Genomic DNA, 25,975 nt, shown 5'->3' with positions numbered 1-25,975 from the left:
GCTACGCTTGCCCGACCTACGAACTCGGTTTCCTATTACAACGCTATTTCAAAGCTTTCAACGCGGCGGCAATGCCCGCGCCATATTCCGGATGCACCTCGCTAAACAGGGCAATCTGGCGCTCCTGAATAAACTCGGGAACATCTTTCATATCACCGGCGATACGTTTAAACATGCGCTGATGTTCTTCTGCGCTCAGCAGGTTATACAAGGCGCGTGGCTGGCTGAAATAGTCGTTATCTTCGCGATGATTCCAGTGGTCTGCTGCCCCTTCAATACTTAACGGTGGTTCGCTGAAATCAGGCTGCTCCTGGAACACATTGAAGCTATTTGGCTCATAAGTTGCGCCATTGCTGCTGTTGCCATCAATACGCATCGCGCCATCGCGATGATAATTGTGGAACGGACATTTCGGTGCGTTAACCGGGATTTGGTGATGGTTAACTCCTAAACGGTAGCGGTGGGCATCGCCGTAAGAGAACAGGCGGCCTTGCAGCATGCGGTCTGGAGAGAAACCAATGCCAGGCACCACGTTTGCCGGAGACATTGCCACTTGCTCGACATCAGCAAAGTAGTTATCCGGGTTACGGTTCAATTCCAGCTCACCCACTTCCATCAGCGGATAATCGCCGTGCGGCCAGATTTTGGTCAGATCAAACGGGTTATATGGCGTTTGTGACGCGTCTGCTTCCGGCATAATTTGCACATAGAATTTCCAGCGTGGGAAATCACCGCCTTCAATCGCCTCAAATAAATCACGCTGTGCGCTTTCGCGGTCATTAGCAATGATGGCTGCGGCTTCATCGTCCATCAGATTGGCAATTTGTTGCTGGGTTTTCAGGTGGAATTTCACCCAGAAACGCTGATTGTCGCTGTTGATGAAACTGAACGCATGGCTACCAAATCCGTGAATATGACGATAAGAACGTGGCAGGCCGCGATCGCTAAAATCGATGGTTAACTGGTGCAGCGTTTCAGGCATTTGCGAGAAAAAATCCCACTTATAAGTGGGGTTGCGCAGGTTAGTACGCGGGTCGCGTTTCACTACGTGGTTTAAATCAGGGAATTTCAGCGGGTCGCGTAAATAGAAGATTGGGGTGTTATTACCGACTAAATCCCAGTTACCTTCTTCGGTGTAAAACTTGATTGAGAAGCCGCGAATATCACGCTCGGCATCAGCGGCGCCGCGCTCGCCTGCTACAGTCGAGAAACGCAGGAACAGATCGGTTTTTTTGCCAATGTCTGAGAAAATTTTCGCGCGGGTGAACTGCGTAATATCGTGGGTTACGGTAAAGGTACCAAATGCGCCAGACCCTTTGGCGTGCATGCGACGCTCGGGGATAACTTCGCGATCGAAATGGGCTAGTTTCTCCAGAAACCAAACATCCTGTAAAAGCATTGGGCCACGGGGGCCAGCGGTTGCAACGTTGTTATTGTGGGCTACGGGAGCCCCGGATGCAGTCGTTAATCCTTTTTTGCTCATTGTTGTCTCCATTTATCAATGTAAGGGTGAATCATCATAGTAAGAATAACCCCTATAGTATTATGGGAATTATGCACCGCTGGCAATTTGGCATTTTCTATCGTTGCTATTCATTAATCCTGTCAGGCAATCCCCGCTGTTTTAATTTCTTACAAACGAATAGCGAAAAGAATTTCTAACACGTTGATTACATCAATCGTGGCTGTAGAATCGGTTTTTTTTAAGGACATCCTTTTTCAGGGACCTCCTTTTTTTGTTATTAAGGATCGAAACATGAACAAATTATTACTGGCTGGCGCTGCCAGCCTGGCGCTCATTTCTGCATCCGCAAGTGCTATCAGCATCGGCGGTGAAGCAGGCGAAAAATACACTAACGTGGTCGTGGGTTTCGGTACTGATTCCCCTGGTCTGGCGTTCACCGGTAACTACGCACATAACGATGACGACGGTGATACTGCGGGTCTGGGCTTAGGCCTGAATGTGCCATTAGGCCCATTTATGGGTACCGTGGGTGGCCGTGCGGTTTACCTCAATCCTAACGATGGTGATGAAGGTTACGCGCTGGCCGTTGGCGGTGGTTTGAGCTGGAAGATTTTCGATAGCTTCGCGGTATTCGGTGATTACTATTATTCCCCAGACTCCCTTTCCAGCGGTGTTGAAAACTACCAGGAAGCCAGTGCAGGCGCACGTTGGACAATCATGCGCCCAATTACCATTGAAGCAGGCTATCGCTACATCGGTATGGAAAACAAAAATGGCGAGCGTGATAACTCGATCGCCGATGGGCCATATGTTGGCGTGAGCGCTGCTTTCTAAAATCCCTGTCATTTTGTAGATCGGATTAAATGGTGGATGACGCTTGAGCTTATCCACCCTACAACTGCTTTTGCTTTCGTAGGTCGGATTAGCGCAGCGACATCCGACATTCATTTGACCTGCCTGTTTTATTTCTGCCAATTAATTTTCTGTCTGCTTGAGTTATAGTGAATCGTTTTTTTCCCGCGGAGCACAACAATGATAAAAGTGGAAATGCTGTCTACCGGCGACGAAGTGCTGCATGGTCAAATTATTGATACCAACGCAGCCTGGCTTGCCGATTATCTTTTTAACCAGGGTTTGCCAATGTCGCGCCGCAATACGGTGGGCGACAGTCTTGACGATTTGATTGCGGTGCTCAAAGAGCGCAGCGAACAGGCTGATGTGTTGATCGTCAATGGTGGGCTTGGGCCAACCAGCGACGATCTGAGTGCGCTGGCCGCCGCCACCGCCGCAGGCGTGGAACTGGTGATGCACCAGCCATGGCTCGAACAAATGGAGCGTTTCTTTGCTGAGCGCGGGCGCGAAATGGCTCCCAGCAATCGCAAGCAAGCTTTAATCCCCGCCACCAGTGAAATGGTCGATAACCCCGTAGGTACCGCTTGTGGATTTGCCCTAAAGCTTAACCGCTGCCTGATGTTTTTCACCCCTGGCGTCCCTTCTGAATTTAAAGTGATGGTTGCTGAGCAAATCCTGCCGCGCTTGCGCGCACGCTTTGAGTTGCCGGAACCGCCAGTTTGCCTGCGCCTTACCACCTTTGGGCGCTCTGAAAGCGAATTAGCCCAAAGCCTTGAACCGATTCCCCTGCCGGAAGGTGCGGTAATGGGCTATCGCTCATCCATGCCGATTATTGAGCTGAAATTGACCGGCCCTGCCAGCCTGCGCCCGGAGATGGAAGCCGTCTGGCCGCAAGTGCAGCATGTTGCCGGTGAAAGCACGATTTTTGAAGGGACAGAAGGGCTGCCTGCGCAACTGGCAAAACGCCTGCGCGAGCAGTCCCTCAATATTGCGCTGAGCGAACAATTCACCGCGGGTTTGCTGTGTTTGCAACTTTCCAGTGCACAAGCGCCGCTGGGTAACAATGAAGTCCTTTCATCGCGCCCTGAAACGCTGGTGCAAGTGGCCGAGCGCGCAAAAATATTCGCTCACACCGCCGGAAGTACCGTGGCGCTGGTGGTCGGCAGCCTTGAAGACGAGCAGCTTAACTTTGCGCTACATACCCCTGGCGGCACCTACGGCTTGCAGGTGAAATTCAGCGTGACTCGCCACGACCTGCGCACCCGCCAGGAAGTGTGCGCGATGATGGCATTAAACATGCTGCGCCGCTGGCTCAATGGCTGGGATGTCGCAGCGGAGCATGGTTGGGTGAATGTCGTCGATGTCATAGAGCTTTAAAGCTAAGCGAGCGCCCGGGCTAACAGTGTAATCGGGTGCTCGCATTTCTTACTGGTGGACATCTCAATCTGCCATTTGCACGTTTCACAATCGGTCACCACCAAATCGACGCCACTTTCTTCAATTTGCTGAAATAACGGCGCACCGATACTTTGCGACGTTTGATAGTTTTCCTTTTTAAATCCATAAGTTCCGGCAATACCACAGCACTGGGATTCGAGCATCACCAGCTCTACGCCAGGCAAACTACGCAGCAAATCGAGGGTGTACAACGACCAGCCCATTTTCTCCATATGGCACGGTGTGTGGTAAGCAATGCGTAGCGGTAACGCTTTCAGGTTTAACTCACGTCCTTTTTCCAGTTGTTTCCAGATAAACCTTGTCGCCAGTTCGATATGGTCACGCATTGGGCGCGTGTCGACATCCAGCACCTGCGGGTATTCGTCACGCAAGGTAAACGTGCAAGTGGAAGAGGTGGCGATAACCGGAAGCCCTTGTTCAAGCACCGCTTTACTTAAAGACGCGGCGTTAATGGCTGCCTGCTTTTTGGCCTTATCGATAAAACCATTGGCAATTAGTGGCACGCCACAGCATTTTTCGCGATCCAGTAATTGCACGCCAAATCCCATCGCGTTCATCACGCGCAGCAGATCTTTTCCAAGCTGGGAGTGGTTGTAATTCACGTAACAACCATGGAAAAAAACCACTTGCTCAGCAAAGGCTTTTTGCGCTGCCGCTTGTTTGTGATACCAGCGCCGAAACGTACCGGAAGAATATTTCGGTAATTCGCGATGGCCGTCGATGCCCAGCGTTTTATCCAGCAGAGTACGCACCGGCTTGAGTGACGTGGCGGTGTTAACCAGCGGCGCAAAGGGGGTGGACAGCGTGCCCAGCAAGTCGGTATGGCTGAGAATGGCATCTCGTAAATTGAAGGTGGATTTACCGTAGCGGGCTTTGGCACGCTGAATAATATCGCCAATTTTTACATCAGACGGGCAGGCCACTTCGCAGCGTTTGCAGTTGGTACAATATTGCAGTGCGTCATCATAAAGCGCGGCATCTTTGAGGCGCAGGCGTTCGCCATCCGGGCCAGATTGTTTTGGGCCAGGATAATCAGGATTTACCCGGCTAACCGGACAAACGGTGGTGCAAACGGTGCATTTAATGCAGTTTTCAAAACTGGTTTCATCGAGCAGGCTCATACGTTGCCTCCCTGAGCATCAAGGATTTTCTGGGCAACATATAATGCGCCCGTCATCGACACGCCAGCCCCGCAACCTTGTTGAATTGGGTCGTATCCGGCGAGTATTGAACCGATGGCATACAGGTTTTCGACACGCTGGCCGCGAAGTGTTGGCTGGAAATTTTCATCAACGGCAACACCGGCCTGTAACCAGGGTTGGGGGCTGAAAAAGTCTTCGTGACACCACTGTTCGCGCCTATCCGGAGCGCGAATATCCAGCCCGAAGATCGGCTCGCGAATCCCGCTAAATTTAGCTTCAAGACCGTTGCTGAAAAAACTGCCGCTGGCAAGAATCACATTGTTGGCCCGCAGCGGGACTTCCGCATGATTACGCGTGAAAACCGCGCTGACTTTTTGCTGCTCAAATTCAGCGTTCAGCACCGCATCGCCCGGCATCATTATCCCGCCAAGTTGCTGGAAGCGGCGGCGTAGTTGTTGGTGCATCCTCATACCGAGCACCGAAGGCGGCAGCGTGGGTAACAGGCGAAGTGCGCAGGGCAACTGGCGACTGATGGTCTGCCAGGCCTGCGAGTCTTCGCTGCCAAGGCAGGCGGGTAAAAACAGCGCATCGGTGTTGATGGCCAGCGTTTTAAGCTCGGTAATCAGTAAACGTTGTTGCTCTGGCATATCCAGCACGCGGGCAATGTTGGCGGCGCGAAATTCACTGGGGTTATTACGCAATGTGTCCAGCGCAGAAAGGGTCAGCTCGGCGGTTCGTACCTCGATATTATTCTGGGCGAGAGAAGCCGCGACCAGTTCGGGTTGAAAATCGAGAAAACCGGCAATGCCCACCACGGTGATTCGTTGCCACGCCAGTGGCGCGGTGGGGATTTCTTCGGGGCTGAGCCACGTAGCGCGTTGCATTCCCAGCGGCGTAACACGCTGATGGTTGTGCTGATAACTGCCTTGCAGCGGGATATGGCAGCGCGCGAGTAGCGCCTCACTTTCTGCTGCGAAACGGCGAACGTTTTCCGCGCCCATTAAGCTGTACGGGTGTTCTGGCGCTTGTTGTTTCAGAGCATCCAACGCGTTTAACGGCGAATTCACCGGGCTGCCATCGGGCAGTTCGGCCAGCAAATCCAGCGAGCCAGATGAAAAATGCAATGCACTTTGCCCACGGCTGATGATGGCACAACGCAACCCCGCTTCTGCGAGGCGAATACCGCAGACCAGCCCGGCTAAGCCACCGCCAATAATCAGGCTATCGAATCTCATTGTGGTGTTCCTTTTTTCGATCCATTTTTCAAGCCGCACAATCCCTGGTAAACCCAGGCGGTGAATTCACTTTCCCGCAGCGCATCATCCCAGGCTATTGGGCGGATACCTTTCCAGCGTTCGTTAAGAAAAAGAGAAAGTTGATCAAGCGATTGCGCAGGCGTTGAACTGCCAAAGCGTTGTAGTAATCCGGCGGCACGGCAGGCGCACAATTCGCCCTGGCAAGTGCCCATTCCCACGCGGGTGCGACGGCGTAAATCGCCAAGATTGTTGACGGACAGATGGTTAACCGCATAGTGAACTTCACCTGCGGTCACCGCTTCACATTCGCAAACCAGGCTGTTGCTCAGGCGGTCACCTGCCAAAAGTTTCCCGGCGCGGTCACCGTGACGCCAAACGGCAGAACGCCGAATAGTCGGCGGTAATGAAATGACTTTTCTGAGCGTCTCTTCTGATGAGCTTTCGGAACCTGGAAGTGGCGTTGTTGCCGTGGTGCAAGGCTGAATATTGCCGATTTTTTCACACACCGCGTTGGTGGCCCATTCCGCCATCAGGCGATAGGTCATCAGCTTGCCGCCAGTAATGGTGATGAACCCTTCCATGCCGTCACGCTTTGCGTGATCAAGCAGCACAATTCCGCGGCTGGCATTTCGTCCGGTTGGGTCGTCGTCGCTGGCAACCAGCGGGCGCACGCCAGCGTAGGCACGCAAAATACGGGTTGCGGCAAGTTTGGGTGACAGCTTTGAACCTTCACGAATCAGGATGTCGACCTCTTGCGGGGTGACCTGCATATTGTCGATTTGCTCATATTCGACAGGCGTTGAGGTGGTGCCAATCAGCGAAATGGTATCGCCGGGAACCAAAATATCGGCGTCGGCAGGTTTGCGGCAGCGGTTGATCACCATGTTATTGATGCGATGGCCGAGGATCAGCAACGAACCTTTGGCAGGCAGCATTCGCACACGTAAATCGGCATATTCAGCAATGTGTTGCCCCCAGATCCCGGCGGCGTTTACCACTACGCTGGCGTAAAAATCGTGATGTTCGCGGGTTTGATGGTTGTAAGCCCGCACTCCACAAACCCGATCGCCGTTGCGGATAAGGCCGGTGACTTCCTGGCCGGTGAGAATTTCGGCACCGTGTTCTCTGGCATCCAGCATATTGGCGGCGGTCAGACGGAATGGGTCAACTGTGCCATCTGGCACCCTTACTGCGCCAATTAGTTCAGGGTTTACCGCGGGTTCTATGCGTAATGCTTCTTGAGGACTGAGTTGCTGTGCATTGATTCCGGCATCCTGGCAGGCGGCAATAAACACGCTCTGCAAGGTTAAATCATCTTCAGGAAGGGTGATAAACAGGCCGTCCGTGCGTTCGATACAGTGGCGAGCAATGCGTTTCAGGATGCGGTTTTCTTCAATACATTCCCTGGCCGATTCGCTGTCCGTCATGGCGTACCGTGCGCCGCTGTGCAGCAAGCCATGATTACGACCTGTCGCGCCGGTTGCAATGTCGTGCCTTTCCAGCAGCAGGGTTTGTAACCCACGCCGTGCGCAGTCGCGGGCAATACCCGCGCCCGTAGCGCCTCCGCCAATAATAATCACATCCTGTTCTTTGCATCCCATCGCCATGTTCCGCTCCTGAAAAATTATCTGGGGACTATTCAGCCACAGATCGAGATGCGAATGTTTGATATCGAGCAAATTCGAAAATAAAACGAAAGCAAAGTGTGACGTGATGCACCTTTTCGATAGTTTGTAATAAAAATGTAATATGTTGTGGGGTGTTTCACACTAACCTGGTGGGATAATCCTTAACATGCGCTCGCAAAAGAACATTGCTTGATAAAAAACCTGCCACGGAGGCATTTATGCTGAGCATTTTCAAACCTAGCCCACACCAGCCACGGCTGAAAAGTGAGCATGTCGATCCGACTTATCGTCGTCTGCGCTGGCAGATATTCATGGGCATTTTCTTCGGTTACGCCGCTTACTACCTGGTACGTAAAAACTTTACTCTGGCGATGCCGTATCTGGTGGAGCAGGGCTTCTCGCGCGGTGACCTCGGATTTGCGCTTTCCGGTATTTCTATTGCTTACGGCTTCTCGAAATTTATTATGGGGGCGGTTTCTGACCGCTCGAATCCGCGTGTTTTCTTACCTGCCGGTTTGATTCTGGCCGCCGCCGTAATGTTATTTATGGGCTTTGTGCCGTGGGCGACATCCAGTATTGCGGTGATGTTTGTCCTGCTGTTTTTATGCGGTTGGTTCCAGGGAATGGGCTGGCCGCCGTGCGGGCGTACCATGGTGCACTGGTGGTCTAAAAAAGAGCGTGGGGGAATTGTTTCCATCTGGAACTGCGCGCATAACGTCGGCGGTGGCTTGCCGCCGCTGCTGTTCTTACTCGGGATGGCGTGGTTTAACGACTGGCATGCGGCACTTTATATGCCAGCCTTTGCGGCGATTTTTGTGGCGTTAATTGCTTTTGCGTTAATGCGCGATACGCCGCAATCATGCGGTTTGCCGCCAATCGAAGAATACAAAAATGATTACCCGGACGACTACAACGAAAAAACGGAAGAGGAGCTAACGGCAAAACAGATCTTCATGCAGTACGTTTTCCCCAACCGCCTGCTGTGGTACATCGCCATTGCTAACGTTTTCGTTTATTTGCTGCGTTACGGCATTCTCGACTGGTCGCCAACCTATCTGAAAGAAGTGAAACACTTCGCGCTGGATAAATCCTCCTGGGCCTATTTCCTTTATGAATACGCCGGAATACCTGGCACGCTGCTGTGTGGCTGGATGTCGGACAAAGTGTTCAGAGGCAACCGCGGTGCTACCGGCGTGTTCTTTATGATTCTGGTGACGATTGCGACCATTGTTTACTGGCTGAACCCGCCGGGAAATCCGGGTGTGGATATGGCGTGTATGATTGTGATTGGCTTCCTGATCTACGGGCCGGTGATGCTGATTGGCCTGCACGCGCTGGAACTGGCACCGAAAAAGGCCGCGGGAACGGCAGCAGGCTTTACTGGCTTGTTTGGCTATCTCGGTGGTTCGGTGGCCGCGAGTGCCATCGTTGGCTATACCGTAGATTTCTTCGGCTGGGACGGCGGCTTTATGGTGATGATCGGCGGCAGCATTATGGCCGTGATTCTGTTGTTGGTGGTGATGGTGGGTGAGAACAAACAACACCATAAAAAACTGACAGGGAAAGCATAATGAAAATCCTGACCAAATCTATCCTGGTGGGGGCGGTAATGTTTGCTTCCGCCAGCTCCTTTGCCCAGACAACGGACAAAGTGGTGATAGCCCATCGCGGTGCGAGCGGCTATCTGCCGGAGCACACTTTACCTGCCAAAGCCCTGGCCTATGCTCAAGGGGCTGACTACCTTGAGCAGGATCTGGTGATGACCAAAGACGACAGATTAGTGGTGCTGCACGACCACTATCTTGATCGGGTCACCGACGTTGCGCAGCGCTTCCCAAATCGGGCGCGTAAAGACGGTCGCTACTACGCCATCGATTTTACCCTCGACGAAATCAAGTCGCTGAAATTTACCGAAGGTTTTGATGTGGTAGACGGCAAGCAGGTGCAAACCTTCCCTGGTCGTTTCCCGATGGGGAAATCTGATTTCCGCGTGCATACCTTTGAAGAGGAGATCGAGTTTATCCAGGGCTTGAATCACTCCACAGGGAAAAATATTGGTATTTACCCAGAGATAAAAGCCCCCTGGTTCCATCATCAGGAAGGAAAAGATATCGCGGCGAAAACGCTTGAGGTGTTGAAGCGTTACGGCTACACCAGCAAGCAGGATAAGGTCTACCTGCAATGCTTTGATGCCGCTGAACTCAAGCGTATTAAAAACTCGCTTGAGCCGACGCTGGGTATGAATCTTAAGCTGGTTCAGTTGATTGCTTATACGGACTGGAACGAAACGCAAGAGAAGCAGGCTGACGGCAAGTGGGTCAACTACAGCTATGACTGGATGTTCAAACCAGGAGCCATGAAGCAGATAGCCGAGTATGCGGACGGTATCGGGCCTGACTATCACATGCTGGTGGCGGAAGGCTCCAGCAAAGGTAATGTTAAGCTAACCGATATGGTCACCCAGGCGCATGTGAACCACCTGACAGTGCATCCTTATACGGTACGAGCGGACGCGTTACCTGACTATGTCAGTAACGTCGATCAGTTGTTTGACGTGCTGTATAACAAGGCGGGTGTGGACGGGGTGTTCACCGACTTCCCGGACAAGGGCGTGAAATTCTTGCAGCAGCAGAAGCAGTAAACAAAAGAAAAGGGCCGTTAAACGGCCCTTTTTTACATCTCGATTTCGATATCGCCGTGCGCTTTGCAGCAGCAGGGGAGAATTTCACCGGGCTGGATAAACGCCAGCGGCTCGCTCAGCCATTTCACTTCACCTGCCACAAGTTTAATCCTGCAGGAACCGCAATAACCTTCCCGGCACTGATATTCCACGGCGACCTGGTGAGATTCCAGTGTCGCCAGCAGGGAAGGGTATTCCTCTTCAGAATTGAGCTGCGTTCCGGTGTTCAGTAGCGTAATACGTGCCATAACTTACAGCTGGAAATTGCTCAGATCGTCAGCATCGACATTAGAATCAATCTGGCCGACCAGATAAGAGCTGACTTCGACTTCTTGCGGCGCAACCTGCACGTTGTCAGACACCAGCCATGCGTTGATCCACGGGATTGGGTTTGAACGTGTTTTAAATGGCAGATCCAGACCCACAGCCTGCATACGGATGTTGGTAATGTAATCAACATACTGGCACAGAATGTCTTTGTTCAGACCGATCATCGAACCGTCGCGGAACAGGTAGCTTGCCCACTCTTTTTCTTGCTCGGCGGCCAGCACGAACAGGTCGTAACATTCCTGGCGGCATTCCAGAGCGATTTCTGCCATTTCAGGATCGTCTTCGCCGGAACGCATCAGGTTCAGCATGTGCTGAGTCCCGGTCAGGTGCAGGGCTTCGTCGCGGGCAATCAGTTTGATGATTTTCGCGTTGCCTTCCATCAATTCGCGCTCGGCGAAAGCGAAGGAGCAGGCGAAGCTGACATAGAAGCGAATCGCTTCCAGCGCGTTCACACTCATCAGGCACAGATAGAGCTGGCGTTTCAGGGCGCGCAGATTCACGGTCACGGTTTTACCGTTGACATTGTGCGTGCCTTCACCCAGCAGATGCCAGTAGCTGGTCATCTCAATCAGACGGTCGTAGTAACCGGAGATATCTTTCGCACGCTTTAAGATTTCCTGGTTGGTGACGATATCGTCAAACACAATCGCCGGATCGTTCACGATGTTACGGATGATATGCGTATAAGAACGCGAGTGGATGGTTTCGGAGAACGCCCACGTTTCAACCCAGGTTTCCAGCTCAGGGATGGAAATCAGCGGCAGCAGCGCCACGTTCGGGCTACGACCCTGAATGGAGTCCAACAGAGTCTGATATTTCAGGTTGCTGATGAAAATGTGTTTTTCGTGATCCGGCAGCGCCTGGTAGTCGATACGATCGCGTGAAACGTCAACTTCTTCCGGACGCCAGAAGAAGGAAAGTTGCTTTTCGATCAGCTTTTCGAAGATGTCATATTTTTGCTGATCGTAGCGTGCCACGTTCACTGGCTGACCAAAGAACATTGGCTCAGCGAGTTGATCGTTTTTCGTCTGTGAAAAAGTGGTGTAAGCCATTAAATGTGAGTCCTGTGGACTGAATTTCCCCTCACCCTAACCCTCTCCCTGAGGGAGAGGGACAGAAAGGTGATAAAGGGAAATCCGAATTAGATTTTACATGCGCCGCTTTCGCAGCCATCGTCCTGGATTGAAGGCGCCAGGTCGTCTTGCGCATCTTCCGCACCGTCGCGGGTGTTCTGATAGTAAAGCGTTTTGACACCGAATTTATAGGCGGTGAGCAAATCTTTGAGCAACTGCTGCATCGGCACTTTACCTGATGGGAAGCGCGTTGGGTCGTAGTTGGTGTTGGCAGAGATCGACTGGTCGATAAATTTCTGCATTAAACCAACCAATTGCAGATAACCGTCGTTATTCGGCAGTTCCCACAGCAGCTCATAGTTGTCTTTCAGTAATTCATAATCTGGCACAACCTGGCGCAGGATACCGTCTTTTGACGCTTTAATGCTGATATGGCCGCGCGGTGGCTCGATACCGTTGGTGGCGTTAGAAATCTGCGACGAGGTTTCAGACGGCATCAACGCAGAAAGCGTGGAGTTACGCAGGCCGTGCGTTTTAATCGACTCACGCAGGGTTTCCCAGTCCAGATGCAGCGGCTCGTTGCTGATCACATCCAGATCTTTCTTGTAGGTGTCGATCGGCAAAATGCCTTTTGCGTATGTAGTTTCGTTGAACCACAGGCAAGGGCCTTGCTCTTTCGCCAGCTCGTTCGACGCTTTCAGCAGATAGTACTGAATCGCTTCGAAGGTTTTATGCGTCAGGTTGTTGGCACTGCCATCAGAGTAACGCACACCATTTTTCGCCAGGTAGTAAGCGAAGTTAATCACGCCGACACCCAGAGTACGACGACCCATTGCGCCACGTTTCGCGGCAACGATTGGGTAATCCTGGTAATCCAGCAGCGCATCCAGAGCACGTACCGCCAGAATCGCCAGCTCTTCCAGCTCATCCAGGCTTTCGATAGCGCCAAGGTTGAATGCAGACAACGTACACAGTGCGATTTCACCGTCTTCGTCGTTGATGTCATTCATCGGTTTGGTCGGCAGTGCGATTTCCAGGCACAGGTTAGACTGGCGAACTGGTGCGATAGCCGGATCAAATGGGCTATGGGTGTTGCAGTGGTCAACGTTCTGAATATAGATACGGCCAGTAGAAGCACGTTCCTGCATCATCAGCGAGAACAGCTCAACGGCTTTCACACGTTGCTTGCGAATGCTGTCGTCTTTTTCGTATTTGGTGTACAGCTGCTCAAACTTTTCCTGATCGGCAAAGAAGGCATCGTACAGGCCTGGAACGTCAGACGGGCTGAACAGGGTGATGTCTTCACCTTTCAACAAACGGGTGTACATCAGTTTGTTGATTTGCACACCGTAATCCATATGGCGCACACGGTTACCTTCAACACCACGGTTGTTTTTCAGTACCAACAGGCTTTCTACTTCCAGATGCCACATTGGATAGAACAACGTTGCCGCACCGCCACGCACTCCGCCTTGAGAGCAGGATTTCACTGCGGTCTGGAAGTGTTTGTAGAACGGAATACAACCAGTATGGAATGCTTCACCGCCGCGAATTGGGCTGCCCAGCGCACGGATACGACCGGCGTTGATGCCGATACCAGCACGTTGGGAAACATACTTCACAATTGCGCTGGAAGTGGCGTTGATGGAGTCCAGGCTGTCGCCACACTCGATCAGTACGCAAGAGCTGAACTGGCGAGTTGGGGTACGCACGCCAGACATAATTGGCGTAGGCAGAGAAATTTTGAAAGTAGAAACCGCATCGTAAAAACGCTTCACGTAGCTCAGACGAGTTTCACGCGGATAGCCTGAGAACAGGCACGCGGCAACCAGAATATAGAGGAACTGGGCGCTTTCGTAGATTTCACCGGTAACACGGTTTTGCACCAGGTACTTGCCTTCGAGCTGTTTAACAGCGGCGTAGGAGAAGCTCATATCACGGTCATGGTCGAGATAATCGTCCATCTGCTTGAACTCTTCTTCCGTGTAGTCTTCCAGCAGATGTCTATCGTATTTGCCCATCTCAACCATTTTGACGACATGGTTGTACAGCTTAGGTGGCTCGAACTCACCGTAGGCTTTTTTGCGCAGATGGAAAACGGCCAGGCGTGCAGCCAGATACTGATAATCCGGTGCTTCACGGGAGATTAAATCTGCCGCGGCTTTGATGATGGTTTCATGAATGTCAGAAGTTTTGATGCCGTCATAAAACTGAATGTGCGAGCGCAGTTCAACCTGTGATACGGATACGTTATTTAAGCCTTCGGCGGCCCAATCCAGAACTCGGTGGATTTTATCCAGATCGATGCGCTCAGTGCGACCGTCACGTTTTGTAACCAGCAGACTCTGATTCATGTGCGTTTGTACCTGTCCGTGAAATGAAAAATGCCCCATTTATCCACAGTTGGCCTCTTGTGGCTAACCTTGTGGATAAATACTACATGTAGGGGGTGGTGGATTACTTGATCACTATATGGTGAGTATTCTAGTAACTAATCGCTTGAGAACAAGTATTGATTTCGAGGAGGAAATGAGGTTGTGACAGGGCAGATTTCGCTAAGTCCACGTCACGTAAGGCTTGTGACAATTGTCAATGGGATGCAAAAAAAATGATATTTTTGATCGGACGCTGATTTCTTAAACGTCATCCATAATCACCTGGTTTGATATCGCACAATTTTCATAGATTTTACTTATTAAAAACCGAACGTTTTGCGTATCAGTGGTGCGCATTGATAGTTTTTTTATCAATAATCACATCACTAAATGTGTGCGAATGTTAATGGTTTCGATCGTAACGTTATGGTGTCAGCTATCGCTTAAATGATGAACAGTGTTTTGATGATGTGAAAAATCTGAGCCTCAGATGTAGATATATTCATGTTGTCAATAGTTTTGAAGGGGGTGGGCATTAAACATGTCTAAATGATAATTTAAATTATTATAAATAGCTGAGGGGGTTTTTATTTGGAAGGGATAAGTACGAAATAATTCTAATTACATTTGGCCAGATTGTTTCTTGCAATGATGCAGTATGATTTCTCAATAGTCATATTGCTTATACTCTCAACAGGAAGTGAGGGCATCATTTTACTTTCTGGTGGTTTCATGAAATTCAGACTTAATAGATTCTTTGTCGTACTTTCTCTTATATTTAGTTCTGGCGCATTTGCTGGCGAGGTATCCTGTGGAACCGAGGTTATCACGGAGTCTTGTGATGCAGGGCGACAAGTTGTTGATGGAAATAGTGACGCATTCACTGTGGCCGATGAAGCGATACTCTCTTTTAAAAACTTAACGGATCCTGCTAGTGGTGGTGCAATTTTTCTTTCAGGTGGTGCATCGTTAACCATTCAAGCTGAAACCAGCACCGGCATGACTATTTTTGATGGTAATTACGTCACCGGGAATAACAATGGTGGGGCAATATTCGCAAAAGAAAACTCTACTATTAATATAAGTAATTCACAGTTCACTAATAACACTGCGGGAAATTACGGTGGTGCTATTTATATTAATGGTAAAAATGATCCTCTGCAGTTCGATTTAGTTTTAGATGACACTCTATTCTTCAATAACATTGCCAGTAATGGACGCGGTGGCGCTATTTATGCTCTAAATTCCAATGTGTTAATTTCTGATAGCCTCTTCGAGGGCAATCAAGCTCTGACTTCCTCAAGCAGTGATGGTGACGGTGGTGCGCTGGATATTACCAGTAGTGTGCAAAGCGATACCTTTGCGGGGGCGACAACACTCCATGATGTTGAGTTTACTGATAACACCGCAGACGGATATGGCGGAGCAATCTATACCTCCAGCGAAAGTGCTCCGTATCTTTTGAACATTGATATTGATGCGAACTACACAGCAAACAATGGCGTGATTCTCTATGAAGGCAATCAGGCTATGGGTTACGGAGATTCAGCGTCTTCCGCCGCAGGGGGCTTCATGTATATCGGCCACAGTCTGGTAACGTTTGACGTCGCCGCAGATAAAAAGCTGGTGATTGGCGATCTGGACAATCCTGGCGCAATGGACTCCATGGCCGGTACCGGCGAAATTATCAAAAATGGCGACGGGGAAGTGGTGCTTAATGCTGATAACAATAGCTTTACCGGTGAGATGAACGTGGCGGATGGCACGCTGACTATCGGGCGCGATAACTCGCTGATGAACGTCGGCGAAACCCAATGTCAGAACGATCCGCAAAACTGCTATGGCCTGTTTGTGGGCAAAGAAGATATGCCGGGTAACGCGGCGCTGCTGAATGTGGGCAGTACACAGCAGACATTCGTTAACTCGCTGACCGGTTATACCAACGGCACGCTGAATATTGATGCGGGCGGTAATGTTACGGTGAATAGCGGAAGTTTTGACGGCACCATTCAAGGCGCGGGCGATTTTACCGTGGCTGCCAATGGAAGCTACAGCCTGAGCGGTGCCGACTCAATGGCGTTAAGCGGTGACATTATTGTTGAAGAAAACGCGTTGCTGAGTTTATCCGGTGATGTGGATGATTTGCAGGCGCTGGAAGCTGACCCGCAGTCCATCGTGCTTAACGACGGCGTGCTGGATTTGTCAGATATGGCGATGGCTCCGGGCGCAACGAGCGACCCTGCGCTGAATATCTCCGGCGCGGGCGGCACGGTAATTGGTAACGACGATGTGGCGCATTTGACGGGCGGCACTGATATGCAAATTGGTGGCGATTCCCCTACGGCAGCCGACCAGAACGGTGTGTATGTGGTGGTGGATGCGGGTAGCGGAAGCGTCTCGCTTGCTGACGATAACCACTATCTGGGGGATACGCAGATTGCCTCCGGAACCTTGCAGCTTAGTAACAATTCTCAACTCGGCGACACCACCTACAACCGCGCGGTTATTTTCACCGATCCATCACAGGCCAGCGTGCTGAATGTGACCGATGATGTGAATACCTGGACCGATGAAAGCGGCCATGCGCGCGATTTAGAAATGCGTGCCGATGGGGACGTGAGCGTTGATGACGGCGTGACCACTCAGTGGGGCGCGTTGATGGAAGACTCCACGGGCAACGCGGGGGACGTCAACAGTACCTTCAGCAAAACTGGCGGCGGCACGCTGGAACTCACTGCCAGCGGCACAACCCATTCAGCGGTGCGCGTCGAGCAAGGTACGCTGAAAGGCGGCGCGGTGGATATCTTCCCGTATGCTTCTTCTTTATGGATTGGTAGTGAAGGCACTTTCGAAACCGGTGCGGACCAACACATTCAGTCAATAGATGCCTCGTCGCAGGGCGATATTGTGATTAGCGACCAGACGTCGTTAACGCTCACTAACCAGGATACTCAGCAAGCGCTGGATGCTTCGCTGTTCAGCGGTGACGGTACGTTGGTGAATGAGACGGCAGGATTAACGCTGACCGGCACGTTGAACACCAATCTGACTACCGACAGCGAAACGAATCTGGCTGGCGTAACGGTGAACGGCAACGTCACCAACAGCAGCGGAACCATCAGCATGGCGAATGGTTATGCGGGTGACACTTTCACGGTGAACGGTGATTACACCGGCGGTGGCACGCTAGTGATGGACACCGAGTTTGACGGTGATGACTCGGCAACTGATGAGCTGGTGCTAAATGGCAATACTTCTGGCACGACGACAGTGCAGTTTAACCCGATAACCGGTATCGGCCAGCCAACCCAGGCCGGGATTAAAGTAGTGGATTTCACCGCAGATTCGGCACAGTTTTCCAACGATGCCCAATTTACTATGGCAGGCGATGGCTATTTAAATATGGGGGCGTATGACTACACGCTGGTGAAGGACGACCAGGATTGGTATTTGCGCTCTGAGGTGCTCAAGCCAGAACCGACACCGGAGCCAGAGCCGACTCCAGATCCTGAACCGACCCCAGATCCCACTCCAGCACCGGAACCAACACCAGCGCCAGAACCTGCGCCGGAACCAACACCAGACCCTGTTCCGACACCAGACCCTGTTCCGACACCAGAGCCTGCGCCAGCCCCGCAGCCTGCTTCACAGCCGGTACTTAATCCGAAAACAGGCGGCTACTTTAATAATATTCATAGCGCCAACGATGCTTTTGTTATGCGGCTGAGCGACCATGCGGGCGGGCAAGATCAACAGAAGTTACACCTACGTTTACTGAGCAACCGTACCACCTCAACGTTTGCCGATCAGCTTGATCAAAGCCAAGACCAGAACGTGGTGCAACTCAGCGGTACGCTGGCGGATTTGGCATACGGAAATGATAGTGAGTGGTTACTGGGGGCGGTGGCGGGTTACAGCAATAACAGCGGCGATAGCCATTCAAGCGTGACCGGACGCAAAGCCGATAACGACAGCCAGGGCTACAGCGTGGGGCTGACTTCAACCTGGTATCAACACGGTGCGGGCAACGGCGGAGCCTGGATCGACAGTTGGGCGCAATATGTGTGGTTCGATAACCACGTGAGCGAAAAAGACAGCGGTGACGATAACTACCGTTCGTCAGGTTTACTGGCATCGGTAGAAGCTGGTTACAACTGGCAGGCAATCAACACCGACGCGCTGCGTTGGGAGATTGAACCGCAGGCGCAACTGGTTTATCAGGGCGTTCAACAAGACGCCTTTACTGCCGCTAATCATTCGCGGGTCGAACAGCAATCGCCACACAATATTCAGAGCCGACTGGGTTTGCATAACCAGCTAACGTTTGGCAAAACTTATGAGATCTCACCATTTGTTGACCTGAACTATCTGCACAATAGCGAAAACACCACTATGAGTATTGATGGCGTCAATTTTAGCGATAACACGGCAAAAAACGTGGGTGAAGTCAGCGTGGGCGTGACCAGCAAGTTAAGTAAAAACGCCAGCCTGTGGGGGAAATTTACCGGCCAAAAAGGCTCAGAGGGTTATCAACAGATGGCGGGAAGTGTCGGCTTTAGCCTGACGTGGTAAACATGCGATTATTCTGCGAAAACAGTGCCGTAGGGTGGATAAGCGTTAGCGTCATCCACCATTTTCGCCTGTTGTTACCGATAAAAGTGTCGGCTGACGCTGCGCTTATCCGACCAGGGAAAAGTCTGACATTGAGTATTAGTCAGCACAAACGGTATGCAGCATATAGTTAACGTCAACGCCCGGTGCCAGTTTGAACACGTTGGTCAGCGGGTTGAAATGCAGGCCTGTCATGTGGCGCTCGCGCAGTGGCGTCTCATCAACCCAGGAGAGTAATTCTGCCGGTTTGATGAACTTCTTAATGTCATGTGTGCCTTTTGGCACCATGCGCAGGATGTATTCCGCGCCAACCACGGCCATCAGCCAGGATTTACCGTTACGGTTAAGCGTGGAGAAAAAGACGTGACCGCCAGGTTTCACCAGTTTTGCACAGGCGTGAACCACTGATTGCGGGTCCGGCACGTGCTCGAGCATTTCCATACAAGTGACGACGTCATACTTTCCGGCAAATTTATCCGCGTGCTGTTCCACGGTTTCTTGCACGTAATCGACCTGAATGCCACTTTCCAGCGCGTGAAGTTTCGCGACTTGTAACGGCTCAAAACCCATATCCAGCCCGGTTACATTAGCGCCTTCGCGCGCCATGCTTTCAGCCAGAATCCCGCCGCCGCAGCCGACATCAAGCACCGTTTTACCAAATAACCCATCCGCACGTTGGTTGATATAACCCAAACGCAGCGGGTTAATACGGTGCAGTGGCTTAAATTCGCCTTCTAAGTCCCACCAGCGTGAGGCAACGGCTTCGAATTTGGCGATTTCATCATGGTCAACGTTGTGGATTACCGGTTGGTTTTCGGCATTCATGGGGCTAGTTACTCCTTACTCATTTCGTGGCGGGAGTATATCAGTCAATTCTCTGCTGGCGAATGTGTTCTGGTTTCCCCACTGTCGGGCGATTGTGTTATAATTTGCGACCTTTGAATCCGGGACACAGTAGAGGGATAGCGGATACATGAGCGACCTTGCCAGAGAAATTACACCGGTCAACATTGAGGAAGAGCTTAAGAGCTCATATCTGGATTACGCGATGTCGGTTATTGTCGGCCGCGCACTGCCAGATGTCCGCGATGGACTCAAGCCGGTACACCGTCGCGTACTTTACGCCATGAACGTATTGGGCAATGACTGGAATAAAGCGTACAAAAAATCCGCCCGTGTTGTTGGTGACGTAATCGGTAAGTATCACCCTCACGGTGATACCGCTGTCTATGACACTATCGTGCGTATGGCGCAGCCATTCTCATTGCGTTACATGTTGGTAGATGGCCAGGGTAACTTTGGTTCTGTGGACGGTGACTCCGCCGCGGCGATGCGTTATACGGAAATCCGTATGTCGAAAATCGCTCACGAACTGATGGCCGATCTCGAAAAAGACACAGTAGATTTCGTCGATAACTACGACGGAACCGAGCGTATTCCCGATGTAATGCCAACCAAAATACCTAACCTGCTGGTGAACGGTTCGTCCGGTATCGCAGTCGGTATGGCAACTAACATCCCGCCTCATAACATCACAGAAGTGATCAACGGCTGCCTCGCATTTATTGAAGACGAGGACATCACCGTTGAAGGGCTAATGGAACACATCCCAGGTCCTGACTTCCCGACAGCGGCAATCATCAATGGCCGTCGTGGCATTGAAGAAGCGTACCGTACTGGCCGTGGCAAAATTTACATCCGCGCGCGCGCAGAAGTAGAAGCTGATGCCAAAACAGGCCGCGAAACTATCATCGTTCACGAAATTCCATACCAGGTTAACAAAGCACGCCTGATTGAGAAAATCGCTGAGCTGGTGAAAGACAAACGCGTTGAGGGCATTAGCGCTCTGCGTGACGAGTCCGATAAAGACGGCATGCGCATTGTTATCGAAATCAAACGCGATGCAGTGGGCGAAGTTGTCCTGAATAATCTTTATTCTCAGACTCAGCTTCAGACTTCCTTCGGTATCAACATGGTTGCGCTGCATCAGGGCCAACCGAAGATCATGAACCTGAAAGACATTCTTTCTGCGTTCGTGCGTCACCGTCGTGAAGTGGTTACGCGTCGTACTATTTTCGAACTGCGTAAAGCCCGTGACCGTGCACACATCCTTGAAGGTCTGGCGATCGCCCTGGCGAACATCGACCCAATCATCGAACTGATTCGTCACTCACCAAATGCGGCAGAAGCGAAAGCAGGCCTGATCGCCCGTTCATGGGATCTGGGCAACGTTTCCGCCATGCTGGAACGTGCGGGCGATGACGCTGCGCGTCCTGAGTGGCTGGAGCCAGAGTTCGGTATTCGCGACGGTCAATATTTCCTGACCGAGCAACAAGCACAGGCAATTCTGGATCTGCGTTTGCAGAAACTGACTGGCCTTGAGCACGAAAAACTGCTCGACGAATACAAAGAGCTGCTGGAGCAGATCGCTGAATTGCTGCACATTTTGGGCAGCGCTGAACGTCTGATGGAAGTGATCACCGAAGAGCTGGTTGCGATGCGCGATCAGTTCGGCGACAAACGCCGCACTGAGATCACCGCAAATACCTCTGATATCAACATTGAAGATCTGATCAACCGCGAAGATGTGGTTGTGACGCTCTCGCATCAGGGCTATGTGAAATATCAGCCGCTGACCGACTACGAAGCACAACGTCGTGGTGGTAAAGGTAAATCCGCAGCACGTATTAAAGAAGAAGATTTCATCGACCGCCTGTTGGTTGCCAATACTCATGACACCATTCTGCTGTTCTCCAGCCGTGGCCGTCTGTACTGGATGAAGGTTTATCAATTGCCGGAAGCGAGCCGTGGTGCGCGTGGACGTCCAATTGTTAACTTGCTGCCACTGGAAGCGAACGAACGTATTACCGCGATCCTGCCGGTTCGTGAATATGCCGAAGGTGTTAACGTATTCATGGCTACCGCCAGCGGTACCGTGAAGAAAACGGCGTTGACCGACTTCAGCCGCCCACGTTCAGCGGGCATCATCGCCGTTAACCTGAACGAAGGTGACGAACTGATTGGCGTTGATTTGACCGACGGTAGCAACGAAGCCATGTTGTTCTCGGCTGCGGGTAAAGTGGTGCGCTTCAAAGAAGACGCCGTTCGTACCATGGGCCGTACTGCAACAGGTGTTCGCGGTATCAAACTGGCGGGTGAAGACAAAGTCGTTTCCCTGATCATTCCACGCGGTGAAGGTTCTATCCTGACCGTGACGCAGAATGGTTATGGTAAACGTACTGCGGCTGATGAGTATCCGACTAAGTCTCGTGCAACTCAGGGCGTTATCTCCATCAAAGTAACCGAGCGTAACGGCAGCGTCGTTGGCGCGGTTCAAGTTGAAGATACCGACCAGATCATGATGATTACCGATGCCGGTACTCTGGTCCGTACTCGCGTTTCCGAAGTGAGTGTCGTTGGCCGTAACACCCAGGGCGTTATCCTTATCCGTACTGCGGATGATGAAAACGTGGTGGGCCTGCAACGTGTTGCAGAGCCGGTTGATGAAGAAGAACTGGATGCTATTGATGGCACCGTTGCTGAAGGTGATGATGAAATCGCACCAGAAGCAGACGTAGATGACAACGCTTCCGATGAAGCAGACGATGAAGCAGACGAATAATCTGAATTTTGTTGTTTGAAATAGCTCATAACGCCCGGTGCATTTATTGCATCGGGCGTTTTTTATTTTAATATCAAGTTAGGCTTGGTTTAACTCATAAAGGTAAAACAATGGCAATTCCTGAGAAGTATGAAGATGTAGAACGCTGGGCGTTTGGTGATACAGAAAAACAGGCTGATGAACTGGTTAAATTAGTGCTCGATGGCGTGAAAACGGCGACCTGCGCTAACCTCGATGGTGAAGGTATTGCTCAGGTTGGCGATGTTTTTGTGGTGGTGGATGGCAAAAATAAGCCGGTTTGTGCGATTGAACTGACCACCACAGAGATGACCACTTTTGAACAGGTAAACGAAGCCCATGCTCTGGCAGAAGGGGAAGGTGACCGGACGCTGGCATACTGGCGCAACGAGCATAAACGCTTTTTTGAAGAGTACGATCTGTTCTCACCAGATATGACGTTAGTACTGATGCATTTTAAGGTTATCGAAAAGTTCTAGTTTTATCGCGATAAACCTTACCGGTTTGCCGTTGCGGGCTGCCATTTTTGCGGCTACCTTAACGGCATCCAAAGTTTTGCAATTTTCACGACCAGGCTCAATTTGAAATATCTTGTCTCTTTTCGCACCACACTAAAAGTCTCCCGCTACCTGTTTCGGGCACTGGCTTTATTGCTTTGGCTGTTGATTGCACTCTTTTCCGTGTTCTACATCGTAAATGCACTGCATGAAAAAGAGTCTGAAATTCGTCAGGAATTTAATATCAGCTTTGACCAGGCGCAGCGTTACATACAACGTACGTCTGATGTGGTGAAAGAGCTTAAGTACATTGCGGAAAATCGGCTTTCTGCGACCAATGGTGTGTTGCCTGCCATGGAAAATGATGACAACAAAATCGATCCGCCCAATTTCATGCCGTTATTCCCGGATTCTGACTGTTCAGCCGTCAGTGCTTCCTGGCGTACTTCGCTGCAATCTCTGGCGTGGTTTTTACGTTACTGGCGTGACAATTTCTCTGCCGCCTACGATCTCAATCGCGTCTTTTTGATTGGTGGCGATAACCTGTGTATGGCGGATTTCGGCCTGCGTGAAATGCCGCTCGAGCGCGAAAAAGCGCTGAAAAATCTGCATGAACGCATCATGAAATATCGCAGCGCCCCGCAGGATGAGCACAGCAATAGCATTTACTGGATTGGCCCTGGCGCGCGCCCTGGAGTCGGTTACTTCTATACACTGACACCTGTTTATTTGGCTAACCGCCTGCAAGCTCTGCTGGGTGTTGAGCAAACCATCCGCATGGAAAACTTCCTGTCGCCGGGTTCTATGCCGATTGGTGTGACGATTCTGGATGAAAATAGCCGTCCGCTGATCTCCCTTACTGGCCCCGAAACGCGTATTCAGCCGGAAGAAAAATGGCTTCAGGAGCGCTCGTGGTTTGGTTATACCTCGGGCTTTAAGCAATTCATTCTCAAGAAAAATTTACCGCCTTCATCCATGAGCGTGGTGTATTCAGTACCGGTGGATATGGTTCTGGAACGCATCCGCATGCTGATCCTCAACGCTGTACTGCTCAATATTCTGGTGGGCGCAGTGCTGTTTACCCTGGCGAGGATGTACGAAAAGCGGATATTTATCCCGGCAGAAAATGACGCCCAGCGCCTGGAAGAACACGAGCAGTTCAACCGTAAAATTGTCGCTTCAGCGCCGGTCGGCATCTGTATTCTGCGTACTCAGGACGGAACAAATATTCTGAGTAACGAGCTGGCGCACAATTATCTCAACATGTTGACTCACGAAGACCGGCAACGGCTGACGCAAATCATCTGTGGCCAGCAGGTTAACTTTGTCGATGTGCTGACCAGCAGCCATACCAACTTGCAGATTAGCTTCGTGCATTCTCGTTACCGCAACGAAAACGTGGCGATTTGCGTGCTGGTGGATGTCAGCGCGCGCGTCAAAATGGAAGAGTCGCTCCAGGAAATGGCGCAAGCCTCCGAGCAGGCGAGCCAGTCAAAATCCATGTTCCTTGCCACGGTCAGTCATGAACTGCGCACACCGCTTTACGGCATCATCGGCAACCTGGATTTATTGCAAACCAAAGAGTTGCCGAAAGGGGTGGATCGCCTGGTGACGGCGATGAACAACTCTTCCAGTCTGTTGCTGAAAATCATCAGCGATATTCTCGACTTCTCAAAAATTGAATCCGAGCAGTTGAAAATTGAGCCGCGAGAGTTCTCACCACGTGAAGTGATGAGTCACATCACCGCCAACTATTTACCGCTGGTGGTGCGTAAACAACTCGGCTTGTACTGTTTTATCGAACCCGACGTGCCACTGACGCTGCAAGGCGACCCGATGCGCTTGCAGCAAGTGATTTCCAACTTGCTCAGTAACGCGATCAAATTCACGGATGTTGGCTGTATTGTCCTGCATGTCAGCGTAGCGGGGGATTATCTTTCTTTGCGTGTGCGCGATACCGGCGTGGGGATTCCCGCAAAAGAAGTCACGCGGTTATTTGATCCGTTCTTCCAGGCTGGTACCGGCGTGCAGCACAATTTCCAGGGCACCGGTCTCGGTCTGGCTATCTGTGAAAAGCTTATCAGTATGATGGATGGCGATATTTCGGTTGATACCGAAGTGGGAATGGGTAGCCAGTTTACGATTCGCATTCCTTTATACAGTGCAAATTACGCCGAGCCAGCACAGGTTGAAGGTTTACTGAATAAGCGTTGTTGGCTGGCGGTTCGGAATGCTTCGCTGAGTAAATTCCTCGAGTCGATACTGGCAAGAAACCACTTTGAAGTTTTGCAGTATCAGGGCCAGATACCTGATAACGATGATATTTTAATCACCGATGATGAACTGGAAAAAGTCTGGGAAGGGCGCGCAGCGATTATTTTCTGTCGTCGTCATATCGGTATCCCGATTGAAATCTCCCCTGGTTGTTGGCTGCACAGCCTGGCTGCTCCTCATGATTTACTGTTGTTACTGGGGCGCATTTACAGCGTGACGGTTAACCAGCCAGGCGTTGATTCTGAATCACCTGCGCCATCGGGTAGCAATGAACACAACGATGACATGATGATACTCGTCGTCGACGATCATCCAATCAACCGGCGCTTGCTGGCAGATCAGTTGGGATCATTGGGCTATCAGTGTAAAACAGCGAATGACGGCGTCGATGCATTGAATGTGTTGAGTAAAAATCACATTGATATTGTGCTCAGCGACGTCAACATGCCGAATATGGATGGTTATCGTCTGACGCAACGCATTCGTCAGCTAGGTTTGACACTGCCAGTCGTGGGCGTGACAGCCAATGCGTTGGCTGAAGAAAGACAACGTTGTCTGGAGTCGGGAATGGATAGTTGCCTGTCAAAACCGGTGACGCTGGATATTCTTAAACAGACAGTCGATCTTTATGCGGCACGCGTGCGTAGCGGCAGATAAAAAAATGGTGGATGTCGCTTACGCTAATCCACCTTAC

Annotated in this window: 16 protein-coding genes; 8 read left to right on the top strand and 8 right to left on the bottom strand. The window is 51.1% G+C overall.

The features are described 5' to 3' along the window. Positions 1-43: 43 nt before the first annotated feature. Positions 44-1,483: a catalase gene (locus MNO13_RS17620; RefSeq protein WP_064548608.1), complete on the bottom strand. Its 1,440-nt coding sequence runs from the start codon at positions 1,481-1,483 to the stop codon at positions 44-46. Positions 1,484-1,756: 273 nt separating this feature from the next. Here MNO13_RS17620 and MNO13_RS17615 point away from each other — a divergent pair, with 273 nt between their 5' ends. Further along, positions 1,757-2,299 carry a YfaZ family outer membrane protein gene (locus tag MNO13_RS17615; RefSeq protein ID WP_064548606.1) on the top strand — a complete coding sequence of 181 codons (543 nt, stop codon included), beginning with the start codon at positions 1,757-1,759 and terminating at the stop codon, positions 2,297-2,299. Between the two features lie 198 nt (positions 2,300-2,497). Continuing rightward, on the top strand, positions 2,498-3,694 hold the full coding sequence (locus tag MNO13_RS17610) for a nicotinamide mononucleotide deamidase-related protein YfaY (RefSeq protein WP_121814096.1): 1,197 nt from the start codon (positions 2,498-2,500) through the stop codon (positions 3,692-3,694). Between the two features lie 2 nt (positions 3,695-3,696). Here MNO13_RS17610 and glpC read toward each other — a convergent pair whose 3' ends face one another. The 3 genes from glpC to glpA are packed head-to-tail and all read right to left on the bottom strand — an operon-like array spanning position 3,697 to position 7,780. Further along, the gene (glpC, locus tag MNO13_RS17605; RefSeq protein ID WP_241939077.1) at positions 3,697-4,896 is read right to left on the bottom strand and encodes an anaerobic glycerol-3-phosphate dehydrogenase subunit GlpC; all 1,200 of its coding nucleotides are present in this window, start codon (positions 4,894-4,896) and stop codon (positions 3,697-3,699) included. After that, complete coding sequence (gene glpB, locus MNO13_RS17600) at positions 4,893-6,152, bottom strand: glycerol-3-phosphate dehydrogenase subunit GlpB (protein WP_241939076.1); 1,260 nt, start codon at positions 6,150-6,152, stop codon at positions 4,893-4,895. The genes glpC and glpB overlap by 4 nt, the downstream gene beginning before the upstream one ends. Then, on the bottom strand, positions 6,149-7,780 hold the full coding sequence (gene glpA, locus MNO13_RS17595; RefSeq protein ID WP_232886023.1) for an anaerobic glycerol-3-phosphate dehydrogenase subunit A: 1,632 nt from the start codon (positions 7,778-7,780) through the stop codon (positions 6,149-6,151). Before glpA ends, glpB begins: the two co-directional genes overlap by 4 nt. A gap of 239 nt (positions 7,781-8,019) precedes the next feature. Between glpA and glpT the strand changes: the two genes are divergently transcribed. Together glpT and glpQ are read left to right on the top strand one after the other, a co-directional pair. Beyond that, positions 8,020-9,372, top strand: coding sequence for a glycerol-3-phosphate transporter (gene glpT, locus MNO13_RS17590; protein WP_064548596.1), 1,353 nt, complete (start codon positions 8,020-8,022; stop codon positions 9,370-9,372). Between the two features lie 38 nt (positions 9,373-9,410). Further along, the gene (gene glpQ / locus MNO13_RS17585; protein WP_422387223.1) at positions 9,411-10,442 is read left to right on the top strand and encodes a glycerophosphodiester phosphodiesterase; all 1,032 of its coding nucleotides are present in this window, start codon (positions 9,411-9,413) and stop codon (positions 10,440-10,442) included. A 32-nt stretch (positions 10,443-10,474) separates the two neighbouring features. On the opposite strand, the gene yfaE is transcribed toward glpQ, so the two are convergent. The 3 genes from yfaE to nrdA all read right to left on the bottom strand — a co-directional run bounded on the left by yfaE (position 10,475) and on the right by nrdA (position 14,238). Next, positions 10,475-10,729: a class I ribonucleotide reductase maintenance protein YfaE gene (gene yfaE, locus MNO13_RS17580; protein WP_241939074.1), complete on the bottom strand. Its 255-nt coding sequence runs from the start codon at positions 10,727-10,729 to the stop codon at positions 10,475-10,477. A 3-nt stretch (positions 10,730-10,732) separates the two neighbouring features. Further along, positions 10,733-11,863, bottom strand: a complete 1,131-nt coding sequence (nrdB, locus tag MNO13_RS17575) for a class Ia ribonucleoside-diphosphate reductase subunit beta (protein WP_064548591.1) — start codon at positions 11,861-11,863, stop codon at positions 10,733-10,735. An 89-nt stretch (positions 11,864-11,952) separates the two neighbouring features. Then, complete coding sequence (nrdA, locus tag MNO13_RS17570; RefSeq protein ID WP_064548587.1) at positions 11,953-14,238, bottom strand: class 1a ribonucleoside-diphosphate reductase subunit alpha; 2,286 nt, start codon at positions 14,236-14,238, stop codon at positions 11,953-11,955. Positions 14,239-14,991: 753 nt separating this feature from the next. On the opposite strand from nrdA, the gene MNO13_RS17565 reads away from it, so the two are divergent. After that, a complete protein-coding gene (locus MNO13_RS17565) occupies positions 14,992-18,831 on the top strand; it encodes an autotransporter outer membrane beta-barrel domain-containing protein (RefSeq protein WP_241939073.1) in 3,840 nt (1,279 codons plus the stop codon). A 138-nt stretch (positions 18,832-18,969) separates the two neighbouring features. Here the strand turns inward: MNO13_RS17565 and ubiG are convergent, their stop codons facing one another. Continuing rightward, entirely contained in the window at positions 18,970-19,695 is a 726-nt protein-coding gene (gene ubiG / locus MNO13_RS17560) for a bifunctional 2-polyprenyl-6-hydroxyphenol methylase/3-demethylubiquinol 3-O-methyltransferase UbiG (protein WP_121814089.1), read from the bottom strand. A gap of 148 nt (positions 19,696-19,843) precedes the next feature. On the opposite strand from ubiG, the gene gyrA reads away from it, so the two are divergent. The 3 genes from gyrA (at position 19,844) to rcsC (ending at position 25,938) form a co-directional block, all read left to right on the top strand. Next, positions 19,844-22,492 (top strand): DNA topoisomerase (ATP-hydrolyzing) subunit A, encoded by a 2,649-nt coding sequence (gyrA, locus tag MNO13_RS17555; protein ID WP_064548583.1) that lies wholly within the window; start codon positions 19,844-19,846, stop codon positions 22,490-22,492. A gap of 110 nt (positions 22,493-22,602) precedes the next feature. Next, positions 22,603-22,989, top strand: a complete 387-nt coding sequence (locus MNO13_RS17550) for an ASCH domain-containing protein (RefSeq protein WP_064548581.1) — start codon at positions 22,603-22,605, stop codon at positions 22,987-22,989. A 102-nt stretch (positions 22,990-23,091) separates the two neighbouring features. Continuing rightward, the gene (gene rcsC, locus MNO13_RS17545; protein WP_241939072.1) at positions 23,092-25,938 is read left to right on the top strand and encodes a two-component system sensor histidine kinase RcsC; all 2,847 of its coding nucleotides are present in this window, start codon (positions 23,092-23,094) and stop codon (positions 25,936-25,938) included. Positions 25,939-25,975 lie beyond the last annotated feature (37 nt).

This window comes from Buttiauxella ferragutiae (genome assembly GCF_022637515.1).
GTDB lineage: Bacteria > Pseudomonadota > Gammaproteobacteria > Enterobacterales > Enterobacteriaceae > Buttiauxella > Buttiauxella ferragutiae.
The sequence above is the reverse complement of the archived record's forward strand: the minus strand, read 5'-3'. Positions and strand labels throughout refer to the sequence as shown.